The organism is Aquibium pacificum, assembly GCF_040839445.1.
Classification (GTDB): domain Bacteria; phylum Pseudomonadota; class Alphaproteobacteria; order Rhizobiales; family Rhizobiaceae; genus Aquibium; species Aquibium pacificus.
Window position 1 is genome coordinate 43910 of the sequence record NZ_JBDPGJ010000010.1, and the last position, 14481, is coordinate 58390.

Consider the following 14481-nt stretch of genomic DNA (forward strand, 5'->3'; position numbering starts at 1 on the left):
TCCCGCAACGCTGACGAATCTCATTTGATGATAAAGCCGCCGTAGTCCGACGCATCGGCGGCCGCCGTTATTTCGCGCACGTAGTTGTTCGTGCCACCCATGTACATGAAGTAGGAGTTGTCCTTGCCGGACACGTTCGCGCCCGTGTACCAGGACTTGGTCCGGAATATCAGCGTCTTCTGCGCCAGCGAGATGAGGTGATCGACCCATTTCGCTTCTTCTTCCGGCCGCGCCTCGATCGAAGCGTTGTCGCGGCTCTTCAGGTAGCCGAGGCAGGCCGCGAGCCAGTCGACGTGCTGTTCGATCGAGATCACCATGTTCGACAGCACCGAGGGGCTGCCGGGACCGGCGAGCATGAACATGTTGGGGAAGCCGGCGACCGTCAGGCCGAGATAGTTGGCCGGGCCGTCCGACCACTTCTGCTTCAGCGGCAGGCCGCCGCGACCGCGGATGTCGATGCGGACGAGGGCGCCGGTGAAGGCGTCGAAGCCGGTGGCGAGCACGAGATCGTCGATCGCGTAGTCGGCGGCCTGCGTCCTGAAGCCGTGCTCCGTCATCGAGACCAGTGGCTGTTCGCGAAGGTCGACGAGCGTCACGTTTTCCCGGTTGAAGGTTTCGTAGTAGCCGTTGTCGACGCAGAGGCGACGGCCGCCGATGCCGTATTCGGTGGGCACGAGCCGGGCGGCAACCTCCGGATCATTGATCTTGCCCGCGATCTTGCGACGGACGAAGTCGGAGGCGTGGCGGTTGACCTCCTCGTCGAGCGTGAGGTCGGGATAGGCATAGGTGAAGCCGAGCCCGCCGGTCTTCCACCGCTCCTCGAATTCGCGCTCGCGCTCTTCGGGCGGCGTGTCGCGTCCGGCCGCCGTGCCGGGGCGGAAGAGGTTGTTGTTGCGCGTCGCGGCGGCCTGCTGCCGGTGCTCGCGGTAGTTCGCCTTCCAATCCCGCTCGAAGTCGGGGTCCATCGGGGCGTTGTATCCCGGCACCGAATAGTTCGGCGTGCGCTGGAGGACGAAGAGACGCTCCGCCTGTTGCGCAACGGCGGGAACGACCTGGATGCCGGAGGATCCCGTGCCCACGACCGCGACGCGCCGTCCGGCGAAGTCGACGGCCGCCTCCGGCCATTTCGATGTCCGGTATACTTTGCCTTGGAACGCGTCGAGGCCGGGAATCGACGGCTCGACCGGCACCGACAGGACGCCCGTCGCGAAGATCACGTAGCGGCAGTCCATCTGCCGCCCGTCCTCCGTCGTGACGGTCCAGCGCTCGCGGGTCTCGTCGAAGACCGCCGATTTCACGCCCGCGTTCAGCTCGATGTCGCGCTTCAGGTCGAATTTTTCAGCGACGAAGTCGATGTAGCGCAGGATCTCCGGCTGGCTGGCGAACCGCTCGGTCCAGTGCCATTCCTGCTGCACCTCGTCGGAGAACGAGTAGGAGTATTGCAGGCTCTCGACGTCGCAGCGCGCGCCGGGGTAGCGGTTCCAGTACCACGTGCCGCCGATCTGCGATCCCCGTTCCAGCACCCGCGCGGAAAAGCCCAGTTCGCGCAGCCGGTAGAGCGTATAGAGGCCGGCAAAACCCGCCCCGACGACGATGGCGTCGAAGCTCGTATGTTCGCTCCGGCTGTCGGACATCTTTTGTCTTTTCCTTCTTGGAGACCGCACGCTTGAGCGCCGCGCTTCTCAGGATCGGATGGTGCGATTTCCGGACGCTTTCGAACCGGTCGGCGGCGCGGACCGCCGCACCCGAAGCGAGCCTCAGGTCTGGATGGCGAAGGGATCGCGTTCCTCTTCGGAGAAATTGATCATGACGTTCTGCGGCGCGAGGAACTCCATCAGACCCTCCTCGCCGCGTTCGCGCCCGAAGCCGCTTTCCTTGACGCCGCCGAAGGGGATCTGCGCGGCGACCGCGCGATAGGTGTTGACCCAGACCATGCCGGTGTTGAGGGCTCGGATGACCCGGTGGGCGCGATTGATGTTCTGCGTCCAGATGCCGGACGCCAGGCCGTAGCGCGTGTCGTTGCCGATCGCGATCGCCTCTTCCTCCGTATCGAAGGGGATGACCGCCAGCACCGGGCCGAAGATCTCCTCCTGCGCCAGCTTCATGTCGTTGCGCACGTCGGCGAAGATCGTCGGCTGGATGAAGAGGCCCTTGCCGAGGTCGCTGCCGGTGGCGCGCGCGCCTCCGGTGACCAGCCGGGCTCCCTCCGATTTGGCCGACGCGATGAAGCCCATGATGCGGTCGAACTGCGGCTCGTTGGCCGCCGTCCCCATCTCGGTCTTCATGTCGAGCGGATTGCCGAGGCGGATCGCCGGCGCGCGCTCGGCCAGCCGGGAGACGATCTGGTCGTAGACCGGCCGCTGCACCAGGAGGCGCGAGCCGGCGACGCAGGTCTGTCCGGTGGCGGCGAAGATGCCGGCGAAGGCGCCGACGCTCGCCTTGTCGAGATCGGCATCGGCGAAGATGATGTTGGGCGATTTCCCGCCGAGTTCGAGGATCACCGGGGTGAGCGTGCGCCCGGCCGCCGCCGCGATCGCGCGGCCCGCCGTGCCGCTGCCGGTGAAGCTGATCTTGTCGAGGCCCTCGGCGCTTGCGAGCGCCGCTCCGGTCCTGGCATCTCCGGTGACGACGTTGAAGACGCCCGTCGGGAAACCGGCCTGCTCGACCAGCCGGCTGAACTCGAGCGTGGTGACCGAGGCATGCTCCGAAGGCTTGACGACTACGCAGTTTCCCGCCGCCAGCGAGGCCGCGAGCTTGTTGCCGAGCAGCGCCATCGGCGAATTCCACGCCGTGATGATGCCGATCACGCCGAGCGGGCGCAGCGAGGCGTAGTCGAATACGTCGTTGCGGTCGAGCGGGATGACCTTGCCCCAGATCTTGTCGGCATAGCCGGCATAGAAGCGCAGCGTCCTGGCGAGGAAGCGGACCTGGTTCGTCGTCTCGCGGATGACCTTGCCGTTGTCGGTCGTCTCAAGCGTGCCGATTCGTTCGGCCGACTGTTCCGTGAGGTCGGCGAGCTTGAACAGCAGGGTCGCCCGCTCGAGCCCTGTCTTGCGCGACCACACCTCGTTGAACGTCTTGCGCGCCGTGGCGATTGCCTGTGCGACGTCGTCGGCATCGGCCTGCGAGACCGTCGCCCAAGGTTCCTGCGTGAACGGATTGAAGGTTGGAAAGCGTTCGCCGGCTGCCGGAGGCACCCATTGGCCGCCGATGTAGAGATCGTAGCTTTGCCCGGCATGCGCCATCCGACGGTCCTCCTCTTGCTTCGCGGGCTATGCGGAGCAAGCACGCCATGCGACCAGTCCGGATTGTATAAGGGAGGCCGAGAAGAACAAGAAAATAACTTTTGGGATGGCCAGCATTACCAGCAATTATTCCCGGAGCGTCGCTTCGCCCTCGATTTTCCACGCACTTCGTGCAGGAGGCAAGGTCGTCCGGTATGCTCGGCCGTTATGCTGCCACGCCGCCAAAGTCTTTCACCGAACGCGCGCGGTCGGCTAGGCAGAGCCTGTCTGCGGCTCGCCCGGAAGGCGCGGGTCCATCTTTGGGAGGTAGTGCGTGTCCGGCTCCGTAACGCTGCGCGAAGGGCGTCCGTCGCCGACGTTCGACTACATCGTGGTCGGAGCAGGCTCCGCCGGATGCGTCGTTGCCAACAGACTGTCCGAGGACGCCCGCACCCGGGTGCTGCTGATCGAGGCAGGGCCGAAGGACCGCAGCATCAATTTCCGCGTTCCCCTGCTGGTCGTGAACCTCCTCAAGAATCCGGACGTCACATGGCCGCTCGTGACGGAGCCGCAGAGGGCGCTGAACGACCGCACGCAATTGTGGACCCGGGGACGCGTGCTGGGCGGATCGAGTTCGATCAACGGCAACGTCTATGTGCGGGGCGATCCATGGGTCTTCGATTCCTGGGCCGGCATGGGTGCGCCGGGCTGGGGCTGGGACGACATGATGCCCTATTTCAAGAAGATGGAGACCTATGTCAGCGGTGGCGACGACGCCTATCGCGGACGCAAGGGACCCATCGGCGCCGTCAAGCTGGACCGGTTCGACGAACTGGCCGACGGGTTCGTCGCGGCCAGCGGCGAGGCCGGGCACAGGATCGTCGACGATTACAATGACGGCTCCTACGAGGGGACGGCCTACCTGCAATATTCGACAAAGCGAGGTTTCCGCTCCAGTACCTCCTGGTCCTACCTCCGCCCGGTCCGCAACCGCCGCAATCTCGAGGTCTGGACGGATACCGAGGTGGCTCGGGTCATTGTCGAAAATGGCGTCGCCGTCGGGATCGAGTGCCGCCGAAACGGCGTCACGACACGCGTCGATGCATCGGCCGAGATCATCCTTTCCGCCGGGCCGGTCATGTCGCCGAAACTGCTGGAGCTTTCCGGCTTCGGCAATCCCGACATCCTCGCCGCGCAGGGCGTGGAGGTTCAGCGCAACATGCCCGGCGTCGGCGAGAACCTGCAGGATCATCCGAACACGCGCCTCACTTTCGAATGCGCCAAGCCGATCACCATCAACGACGTGCTCCAGAACCCGGTCGTGCGCGTGAAGCAGGGCCTGAAATTCCTCATGTTCGGCAAGGGACTGCTGTCGATCTGCTCGGCGACCGCGCACACGGTGATGTACAGCCGGCCGGACGAGACCTCCCCGGACCTGAAGATCCAGCTGCAGCCGTTCTCCGGGCGGGACCGCTACGCGCGGCGCCCACAGGACGGGCTGGATCCGCATTCGGGCTTCACCGTCGGCGTCATGGGGCTCAAGCCAAAGTCGCGCGGTTCGGTGCATATCGGCTCGCCCGACCCTTATGCCTATCCGAAGATCGATCCCGCCTATCTGGAGCACCCGGACGATGCCCGGGTCCTGCTCCAGGGCATCAAGGCGGTCCGCGCGGTGGCCGCGCAGCCCTCGATGCGGCCGCTGATCGTCAAGGAGACGAGGCCCGGCGCCGCCACGGTTACCGACGAGGAGATCATGGCCTATATCCGCGAGACCACGCAGACGACCTGGCATATCGTGGGAAGCTGCCGGATGGGCACGGACGACGACGCAGTGGTGGCCCCCGACCTCAGGGTTCACGGCGTCCGGAACCTGCGCGTCGTCGATTCCTCGGTCTTCCCCACCATTCCCTCCTCGAACACCAATGCGCCGACCATCGCGCTTGCCGAAAAGGCCTCGGACATGATCCTTGCCGAGCGCAAGGCCGGCGCGTCCCGGCGAGGGGATACGACCGGGCGGCGCCCGGTCGGACCGGGCGAAACGATGAGGATCGCATCATGAAGATCGAGCGCATCGAGGTCCGCATCACGGAGATGCCGATCCGCATCAAGCGCATCTTCTCCAGCGGCTCCTACGATTCCGGCCCGGCGGGACAGCTTCTGGGGAAGCCGGTCTTCCTTCGGCTGATCGGCGAGGGGATCGAGGGCCACGCGCAGATCCGTCCCATCAGCCCCGGCCATTTCGTGGCCGATACGTCGGAGAGCGTCGCTACCGCCATCCGCGAGGTCTACGGGCCGCTGCTGATCGGCAGGAGCGTCTTCGACATCGAGGCGATCGACGAACTGCTGACCTCGCGCCTTGCGGGAAATCCGGCGGCGCGGGCGCTGATCGACATCGCGCTGCACGACGCGATGGGCAAGGCGCTGGGCGTGCCGGTGCACCGATTGCTCGGCGGATGTTCGCAGAGCCGGATCGAACTGGAATGGTCGGTCAGCCTGGCCGACGACGTCGGCGTCATGATCGAGGAGGCCCGGACCGCCGTCGACGACTACGGCATCAAGGTGCTATGTCTCAAGGCGGCCGGCAAGGGCGGCTGGCGCCGCGACGTCGAAAACTTCGGCAAGGTGCGGGCAGCACTCGGAGACGACGTGGTGATCGGCGTCGACCCGAACACAGGCTGGACCGTTCCGGAAACCATCGCCTTCATGCACGCCGTTCGCGAGCATGACCTCGGATATGTCGAGCAGCCGGTGCTGCGGCGCGACGTCCGCGGCATGGCCGAGATCAGGGCGCAGGCGAAGGGTGTGCCGGTCATGGCCGACGAGGGCCTGTTCACCCTGTCCGACGCGGCGGACCTGGCACTTGCCCGCGCGGTCGACGTCTACTGCATCAAGCTCTACAAGGTCGGCGGGCTGACTCCGGCCCGCAAGATCGCCGCGCTCGGCGAGGCGCATGGCATCCTGATCAACAGCGGCGGGCTGGCCGTGGCATCTCAGTTCGAGGCCGCCGCGTCCTGCCATTTCTGCGCGACGATCCCCGCGCGCCGTACCTTCGGCGCGGCCGAATTCGCCTTCGGCGTCGGCCCCAAGGGACCCGATCCGCTTGTCGCCGAAGGCGCGATGTCGATCACTGACGGGGCGGTGGACGTGCCGATGGGACCGGGCCTCGGCCTGACGCTCGATCTCGCCGCGCTCGAGCGCATGACGCTGCAGACCTTCGAGATCCGGGCCTGACCAGGATACGATCGGGTAATACCAGTCGGTCAAACAATAATTGGACGGTATGGCCGATCTTCGCGAAATTGGTGACAGCAAGACGTGTGATCGAGCGCGCTCCCATGGCGCCGCGAGGTCGCGCGCGATCAATACGGGAATGAAACCATGAACATCGACGTCGCTTCCACCCAGAGCCTGAAGCAGAGCGAAATGGGGCAGGGCGCTACGCGCGCGGTCGCCGAATTCGCGGTGAACCTCACCTACGAGGACCTGCCGCCCGAGGTTATCTCGGATGCCAAGCGCTGTATCCTCGACAGTCTGGGCTGCGGCGTCTTCGGCGCGCAGACCCCCTGGACGCAGTCCGTGCGGCGCGTCGTGGAAAGCCTCGGCCAGTCGCAGAAGTCGAGCGCCTGGGGCCAGAAGTTCAAGGCCGACCCGCTCGGCATTGCCTTCATTAACGGCACCTCCGCGCAGGGCTTCGAACTCGACGACTGCCACGACCAGTCGATGTCGCATTACGGCGCGGGCGTCGTGCCGGCCCTGCTCGCCTGCGCCGAGGCATTCGGCCCGTTCTCCGGCAAGGATCTCATCCTGGCGACTGTCGTCGGTTTCGAGCTCGGGACGCGCATCGGCAATACCGTCAGCCCGCATGCGTTCCACCGCGGGTTCCACCCCTGCGGCCTGACCAGCACCTTCGCCTCGGCCGCCACCGTCGGCAAGATGCTGAACCTCGACGTCGAGCAGTTCGTCAACGCGCTCGGGCTCGCGGGTTCCCAGGCGGCCGGTCTCATGGCCTCGCAGTTCGGCGCCATGGCCAAGAGGTTCCATTCAGGCAAGGCCTCGCAGAACGGCATCATCGCGGCGCTCTGCGCCCGCGAAGGCCTGACCGGCGTGCGCGATGTGCTGGAAGCGCCGTATGGCGGGTTCTGCTCCACCTATGCCGACAAGTACGATTTGAGCTGGGCCACCAACAAGCTCGGCGAGGAGTTCGAGATCCGCAAGAACGGGTTTAAGCAGTATTCGTCGCTGGCGAGCAGCCAGACGACCGTCGATGCGCTGCGCGCTATTCGCGCCGATCACGGGATCAGGGGCGAGGACGTGGCGAGCGTGCTCGTGCGGACCACCAACATGGTCTACGTCCACTGCGGCTGGCCCTACGAGCCGAAGGAGACCATCACCGCGCAGATGAACCTGCCCTATACGGGTGCGGTCACCCTGCTCGAGGGCACCGCCTTCATCGACCAGTACACCGACGACAAGCTGCGCGATCCGAAGATCATCGACCTCGCCAACCGCATCAAGGTCGTCGTCGATCCGGAACTCGATGCCGGCGGGCCGCACGAGATGCGCGCCGTGCGGGTCACGGTGACGATGAAGTCGGGCCAGGAATACCACCACGAACAGACCTACCGCAGCGGTCACTGGCGCAACCCGATCAGCGACGCGGACCTGTCGGCGAAGTTCAAGAACCTCGCGGGCCGAGTCCTGAAGGAAGACGCCGTCGAGGGCATCAACGCGATGGTACAGGGCCTGGACACCGCGGCCGAGCCGGCGCCGGAACTCGGCCGCATGCTGCAGGACGTCAAGGCCTAGTCAGGCCGATCACGGGATTGCTCGGGGCCGTCCCGCCGCGATCTTCCGATCGCGCTGCGATGCGGACCCGCTGCCGCCGGGCGCGGCCAAGGGAGTTATGACGAACATGGGCAAGCTGCTCGCACGGACCATCGCCGATTTCTCGGCCGATTTGAGCTATGACGACATCCCCGAAGCGGTGCGCGACGCGGCCCTGCTGCACATCGTCGACACCATCGGCGTGTGCATCGCCGGCGCCAGCCCGGCCGAGGAAAGCGGGCGCGCAGCGCAGGCGCTCGCCCGCGGTTGGGGCGGATCGTCCGGAGCCACGCTGTTCGGCGTGGGCGGACAGGCGCGGCCGGAACTCGCGGCACTGTTGAACGGCTCGCTGGCGCAGGCGCTGGAGATGGACGACAAGCACGGCTCCTCGCTGGCGCGCCCCGGCTCTACCGTCACCCCCGCCGTGCTCGCTGCGGGCGAGGCGCGTGGCGCTTCCCTGAAGGAAATGATCGCGGCGGTGACCGCCGGATACGAGGTGATGATCCGCCTCGGCTTCGTTGGCGGCGACCGGTTCCTGGCTCGCGGCTACCATACGAGCTCGCTCCTGGGGCCTTTCGGCGCGGCGGCGTCCATCGGCAATCTCGTCGGCGCCAAGGCAGAGAAGATCGTCGACGCGCTCGGCATCTCCGGGACGTTCGCCTCCGGCATCCAGGAATCGACCCGCACAGGCTCGACCTCCAAAATCCTGCACGGCGGCTGGGGCGCCCACGCCGGCATCCTGGCGATCGATCTCGCCCAGGCCGGCATCACCGGTCCGGAGAGCGTGTTCGAGGGAAAGTTCGGCTTCTTCGAGACGCATCTCACGCCGATCACCGGAAAACTCGACTTCGTCACGGGAGGCAGCGGTTTCGGATCGAAATGGTACCTGCCGGACACGGCGTACAAGCCCTATCCCTGCTGCCAGCTCCTGCACGCCTTCATCGAGGCCGCCAAGCGGATCCTGAAGGAGTTCGAGGCCGACGGCGTGACGGTCGACGACATCACCGCCGTCAACTGCAAGCTGGCCGAGCCGGGCCTGACGCTGGTCACCGAGCCGCGTGAGCGCAAGAAGCGCCCCCAGACGCCGCACGAGGGGCGCTTCAGCCTGTTCTTCGGCGTGGCCTCCGCGCTGATCTTTGGTACCGTCGGGCTGGAATCCTTCGCCGAAGAGAGGCTGCGCGACGAGCGCATCCTGAAGCTGGCGGCCAAGATCGAGGCCGAGGAAGACCCGGACTCCGACTATCCCGCGCATTGCCCGGCGATCCTCGACGTGACCGCGAAGGGCAAGACCTATCACTGCCACGTGCCCTACCATCCCGGATGCCCGGAAGCGCCGCTCCTCGAGGACGACGTCCTCGACAAGTTCGAGCGCAACACGTCCTGGTATTTCGGGGACGCGGCCCGCGCGGTCGGCCAGAAGCTCGCCAAAACGCCGCACGACGCGACGTTCGCCGCGGTCGTCTCGGCAATCGAATCCGCTGCCGGAGGGACAGCAAGGGCGGCCGAATGAGCGGCGACGGCCTCTTCGTCCGCGACCGCCTCTATATCGGTGGCGAATGGGTCCTTCCGCATTCCGGCAGGATCATCCAGTCGATCGATCCGGCGACCGAAAAGGTCTGGGCGCACGTCGCGGAGGCCGACGAGGCCGACATCGACGCGGCCGTAAAGGCGGCGCGCGCCGCGCTCTCCGGCCCCTGGTCGCGCATGGACCCATCGAGGCGCGGAGCTATTCTCTACAGGCTTGCGCAACTGATCACCGCGAATGCGCGCCAACTCGCCGAAATCGAAAGCCGCGACAACGGCAAGCCGGTCCGCGACACGTTCGGCGAGATGCAGCGCGCCGCCGACTGGCTGACCTTCTTCGCCGGTGCCGCCGACAAGGTGAACGGCGCGCAGATCCCCTTCAGGACAGACATGCTGGCCTACACGCGCCGCGAGCCGGTCGGCGTCGTCGGTGCCATCCTGCCGTGGAACTCGCCGATCCTCCTGTGCTGCTGGAAGCTCGGCCCGGCGCTGGCCGCCGGCAACACGATGGTCATCAAGCCGGCGGAACAGACGCCCGCGAGCATCCTGGAGATCGCGCGGCTGGCCGAAGAGGCCGGCGTGCCGCCTGGCGTGGTCAACGTGTGCCCGGGCTACGGCAAGATCGCCGGCCAGGCGCTGGCCTCCCATCCCGGCGTCAACAAGATTTCCTTCACCGGCCACCACGGCACGGCAATCCGCATCATGAAGTCGGCGGCGGACAATCTGAAGCGCTGCACGTTCGAATGCGGCGGCAAGTCGCCCTACATCGTCTTTGCCGACGCCGACATCGACCGCGCGCTGACGGTCGCCGTCCACAGCGCCTTCCGCTCGACCGGCCAGTCCTGTTCGCTCGCCTCGCGCGTCTTCGTCGAGCGCCCGGTCTACGAGAAGTTTGCCGCGACGATTGCCGAGCGCGCGGCGCGCATCCGCGTCGGCGCGCCGTCCGATCCGAAAACCCACATCGGCCCACACACCTCGGCCGAGCAACTGGCGAAGACGCAGAGCTACATCCAGCTGGGGCGCGAGAGCGGCGCCAGGCTGCTGACCGGTGGCGGCAGGCCCGAGGGACTGGATGTCGGCTACTACGTGCAGCCGACCGTGTTCTCCGACGTCGATCCCACGACGCGGCTCGCGCGCGAGGAAGTGTTCGGTCCCGTGCTGGCGATCATGCCGTTCGATACCGAGGAGGAAGTGGTCGGGCTTGCCAACTCGACCGACTACGGGCTGGTCGGCGGCCTGTTCACCTCGGACCTTTCCCGTGCCCACCGTGTCGCGGCGCGGATCGAGTGCGGGCTCGTCTCGGTCAACACCTTCCGCCCCGTGCACTGGATGCTGCCCTATGGCGGCTACAAGCTGAGCGGCATCGGCCGGGAGAACTCTATGCAGGTCATGGACCAGTTCACCGAGACGAAGACCATCGTCGTCGATCTGTCGACCGGCGTGCCCGAAGATCCCTTCGCCAACTGAGACTCGAAATTGCCATGACGCGCCGTGCGCCGCGCCGTGGCGGGGAGGCTATCGCCTCATCCCGCCAGAGCGGCCGCGGCCGCACTTGCGCCCGCCAGCCGGCCGAAGACCGTCCCGCTGGTGAGGCCGCTGGCGCCCGGATAGTTGTGGTAGAAGATGCCGCCCACCATCTCGCCGGCGGCGAACAGACCCCGTATCGGCCGTCCGTCCGTGTCCAGCACCTGGCCCTTCAGGTCGATCTTCAGGCCGCCGAACGTGAAGGTGATGCCGCAGGTGACGGCGTAGGCTTCGAACGGAGCGGTATCGAGGGGGTTCGCCCAGTTGGAACGAGGCACCGGCAGTCCCCTGGCGGCGCGGCCGTCGAGGTTGTTGGCATCGAACGGCACGCTCGTATCCACCGCAGCATTGTAGGTTTCGATCGTGTGGAGCAGACGCTCGCGGTTCACCTCGTCGAGCTGTTCGACCAGGCCCTCGATCGTGTCCGCGCTGACCTTGGTGACGAGCCGTGAGCGATACTCGTCGGTCAGGAGATGCAGCACCTTGCCGTCGTAGATCTGCCAGGCGACCTGCTCGGGCTGCCTCAGCACCTCCTGGCCATATTTGGCATAGGTGTAGTTGCGGAAGTCGGCACCCTCGTCGATGAACCGCTCGCCGTTCTTGTTCACGACGATGCCGAACGTGTAGCTGTGGCGCTGGTACTGGATGGTATCGGAGGAATTGCCGAAGTCGGCGGCGTAGCGTTCCCAGGCCGTGGCATGGCATCCCGACCAGTGGCCGGTCGGCTGCGCGCCGATCTGCAGCGCCATGGCCAGCCCGTCGCCTGTGTTGAAGCGGCTCCCGCGCACCTTGGCGAGATCCCAGCCCGGCCCGAGATACTTGGCGCGCCATTCGGCGTTCGCCTCGAAGCCGCCGCAGGCCAGCACAACGGCCTTCGAGCGCACCGTCTTCATCTCTCCATCCACGAAGACGCGCACGCCGGTGACCCCGCGCCCGTCCTCGTGGACGAGGCTTTTCACCGCCGCCTCGTAGCGGATCTCGACGCCGAGTTTCTCCGCGCGCGTGTAGAGGCCGTCGACCAGCCCGGGTCCCCCGGCGGAGACGACCAGCGTGGTGCCGCCCCAGAACTTGAAGCGGCCGTCCACCTTGTAGGCCTGGCGGCCGTAGTTGGCCATGAAGCGGATGCCCTGCTCCTTCAGCCAGAACAGGGCGTCGCGGCTGCTGCGCACGAGGATTTCGCACAGGTCCGGGTCGGTCCGCATCTGGGTGATGCGGGCCATGTCGTCGAAGAAGTCGTTCTCGGTGTATTCGCCGAAATCGGTGGTATCGATCTCCGCTTGCGTCAGGTCCGGCACCAGGGCCTTGACGTCCTCCAGCCCGTTGTAGACCGCGCGGAACTTGCCGTCGGTGAAGGTGCTGTTGCCGCCGCGTTCCTCCTCCGGCGCCCGCTCCAGGAGCAGCACGCTGCCGCCCGCGTTTCGGGCCGATATGGCGGCGCAGAGCGCCGCATTTCCCCCACCGACCACGATCACGTCGTACCTGGCGTCCTCGGACATAAAGGCGCTCTTCCCCGTCTCGAACTCTGTCGACGGTGACACTTACGGGCCTCCGAGTATGCATACAAAGAACGAGTTGACATTCTTGGATTTGCTGATGTTATACCCAGATGAAGTTGCAGCAGCTCAGATACGTCGCCGAGATCGCCAAACAGGGCAATCACCTGTCCGCGGCGGCGGAGGCGCTGAACACCTCCCAGCCGGGCGTCAGCCGCCAGATCCAGGTGCTCGAGGGGGAGCTCGGCGTCGACATCTTCCGCCGCACGCGCAACCGCATCATCGGGCTGACCGAGCCCGGCGAGCACGTGCTGGCGATCGCCAAGCGGGTGACGGCCGACGTCGCCACGCTGCGCTCCCTCAAGATGGATCTGGAGGCGCTCGACCAGGGCCAGATGGTGATTGCCACGACCCACACGCAGGCGCGCTACGTGCTGCCCAACATCGTGGCGAGCTTCATCAAGCGGTATCCGAAGGTGGAGCTGATCCTCAAGCAGGGCGATCCCGAAACGATCTGCGCCATGGTCGAGGACGGCGAGGCCGATTTCTCGGTCGGTCCGGAAACCCAGCGCAACTTTCCCGAATTGCTCCGCCTGCAGGGAAACGAGATCCATCGCATCGTGGTCGGCCCCAGCGGGCACTCGATCTTCTCGGAGCCGGAGCTCACCTACGAGAACCTCGCCGCCCATCCGCTCATCGCCTACGACACCCGCTACAGCGGCCGGTGGAAGGTGATGGAGGCGTTCCAACGCGCCGGCTGCACACCGAGGTTCGCGCTGAGCGCCATCGACGCGGACGTCTCCAAGACCTACGCGCTGCTCGATCTCGGGCTCGCGATCCTGACCAACGTCGCCTACAACCCGGCGCAGGACATCGGCCTGGAAGCGCGCGACGCCAGCCACCTGTTTCCGCCCAGCACCACGACCATCACGCTGCGCCCGACGAGCTACATCCGGCCCTACGTGCTGGAATTCATCTCCTCGCTGTCCGAGAACCTCTCCTTGAGGGCAGTGCGGTCGGCGTTGAAGAGCGCGATCGCGCGCGACTGACGGCAGGTTTTCGCGGCGGGCCGTCCGCCGAATTTTCTCAGGGAGGCCATCATGTGTGAAGCGGTGCAGCCGGGCACCGGCTGGCTGGGCTGGAACGAGTTCGTGGCGCCCCAGCCGGGGCTGCCAGCCGGACCGTGGATCGATCTGTCCTACCGCGTGGAGCCGGGAATGCCCTGCGCGTCGATCTTCGACAAGCCCTCCTTCCGCCGGGTCCGCGAGATGCCGGACCATCCCTTCAACGTCACCGAACTGAAGATGGTGGTGCATGCCGGGACGCATATCGATTCGCCGAGGCACTACTATCTCGACGGTCCGGCCTTCGAGGACATTCCGCTCGACCGACTGCACGGCGCGGGCGTCGTCTGGTCGGTCCCCTGCGAACCCGAGGAAGTCATCGCGCTCGACCGCCTGACCGGGATGTCCCCTGGATTGCGCGAGGGCGACATCCTGGCGATCGACACGGGCTGGGACAGGCGCTTCGGCACCCCGGCCTATGACCGCCACCCGAGCCTGTCCGTCGAAGCCGCGCAGTGGCTGGTCGAGCGCAGGATCAAGCTCTTCGCCTGCGACTATGCCACGCCGGACCTCGTCTACGATCTTCGCCCGGAAGGTTTCAATTGGCCCGTCCATCGGGCCCTGTTGAGCCGCGGCATCCTGATCTGCGAGCACCTTCGTGGCCACGGGACGTTGGCCGGGCGGCGGGTGGAGTTCCTGTTCAACGCGCTGAACATCGAGGGATCGGACGGCGCCCCGGTTCGGGCGTTGTGCCGGGAAGTCGCGGGCTGACCGATCCACTCCCGCGCGTGCTGGCCCGGCCGCCGTTCTTCGAGACACCATCCGAGC

General features: G+C 66.3%; 10 protein-coding genes. 7 read left to right on the top strand and 3 right to left on the bottom strand.

The window, feature by feature from the left end; translation table 11 throughout:
- Nucleotides 1-20 precede the first annotated feature (20 nt).
- Nucleotides 21-1634 carry a flavin-containing monooxygenase gene (locus ABGN05_RS28420; RefSeq protein ID WP_367957419.1) on the bottom strand — a complete coding sequence of 538 codons (1614 nt, stop codon included), beginning with the start codon at nucleotides 1632-1634 and terminating at the stop codon, nucleotides 21-23.
- A 123-nt stretch (nucleotides 1635-1757) separates the two neighbouring features.
- Nucleotides 1758-3245 (bottom strand): aldehyde dehydrogenase, encoded by a 1488-nt coding sequence (locus ABGN05_RS28425; protein ID WP_367957420.1) that lies wholly within the window; start codon nucleotides 3243-3245, stop codon nucleotides 1758-1760.
- Nucleotides 3246-3558: 313 nt separating this feature from the next.
- On the opposite strand from ABGN05_RS28425, the gene ABGN05_RS28430 reads away from it, so the two are divergent.
- From ABGN05_RS28430 to ABGN05_RS28450, 5 genes are all read left to right on the top strand, one after another.
- Nucleotides 3559-5283, top strand: coding sequence for a GMC family oxidoreductase (locus tag ABGN05_RS28430; RefSeq protein WP_367957421.1), 1725 nt, complete (start codon nucleotides 3559-3561; stop codon nucleotides 5281-5283).
- A complete protein-coding gene (locus ABGN05_RS28435) occupies nucleotides 5280-6455 on the top strand; it encodes a mandelate racemase/muconate lactonizing enzyme family protein (protein WP_367957422.1) in 1176 nt (391 codons plus the stop codon). The genes ABGN05_RS28430 and ABGN05_RS28435 overlap by 4 nt, the downstream gene beginning before the upstream one ends.
- Before the next feature lie 147 nt (nucleotides 6456-6602).
- Nucleotides 6603-8030, top strand: a complete 1428-nt coding sequence (locus ABGN05_RS28440; RefSeq protein ID WP_367957423.1) for an MmgE/PrpD family protein — start codon at nucleotides 6603-6605, stop codon at nucleotides 8028-8030.
- 106 nt (nucleotides 8031-8136) lie between these two features.
- Nucleotides 8137-9558, top strand: a complete 1422-nt coding sequence (locus ABGN05_RS28445) for an MmgE/PrpD family protein (protein ID WP_367957424.1) — start codon at nucleotides 8137-8139, stop codon at nucleotides 9556-9558.
- Complete coding sequence (locus ABGN05_RS28450; protein WP_367957425.1) at nucleotides 9555-11039, top strand: aldehyde dehydrogenase family protein; 1485 nt, start codon at nucleotides 9555-9557, stop codon at nucleotides 11037-11039. The genes ABGN05_RS28445 and ABGN05_RS28450 overlap by 4 nt, the downstream gene beginning before the upstream one ends.
- A 56-nt stretch (nucleotides 11040-11095) precedes the next feature.
- Here ABGN05_RS28450 and tcuA read toward each other — a convergent pair whose 3' ends face one another.
- Nucleotides 11096-12634, bottom strand: coding sequence for an FAD-dependent tricarballylate dehydrogenase TcuA (gene tcuA / locus ABGN05_RS28455; protein ID WP_367957426.1), 1539 nt, complete (start codon nucleotides 12632-12634; stop codon nucleotides 11096-11098).
- Nucleotides 12635-12702: 68 nt separating this feature from the next.
- Between tcuA and ABGN05_RS28460 the strand changes: the two genes are divergently transcribed.
- Both ABGN05_RS28460 and ABGN05_RS28465 read left to right on the top strand, forming a co-directional pair.
- Nucleotides 12703-13638: a LysR substrate-binding domain-containing protein gene (locus ABGN05_RS28460; RefSeq protein ID WP_367957427.1), complete on the top strand. Its 936-nt coding sequence runs from the start codon at nucleotides 12703-12705 to the stop codon at nucleotides 13636-13638.
- Nucleotides 13639-13689: 51 nt separating this feature from the next.
- Nucleotides 13690-14424 (top strand): cyclase family protein, encoded by a 735-nt coding sequence (locus tag ABGN05_RS28465; protein WP_367957428.1) that lies wholly within the window; start codon nucleotides 13690-13692, stop codon nucleotides 14422-14424.
- Nucleotides 14425-14481: the final 57 nt, after the last annotated feature.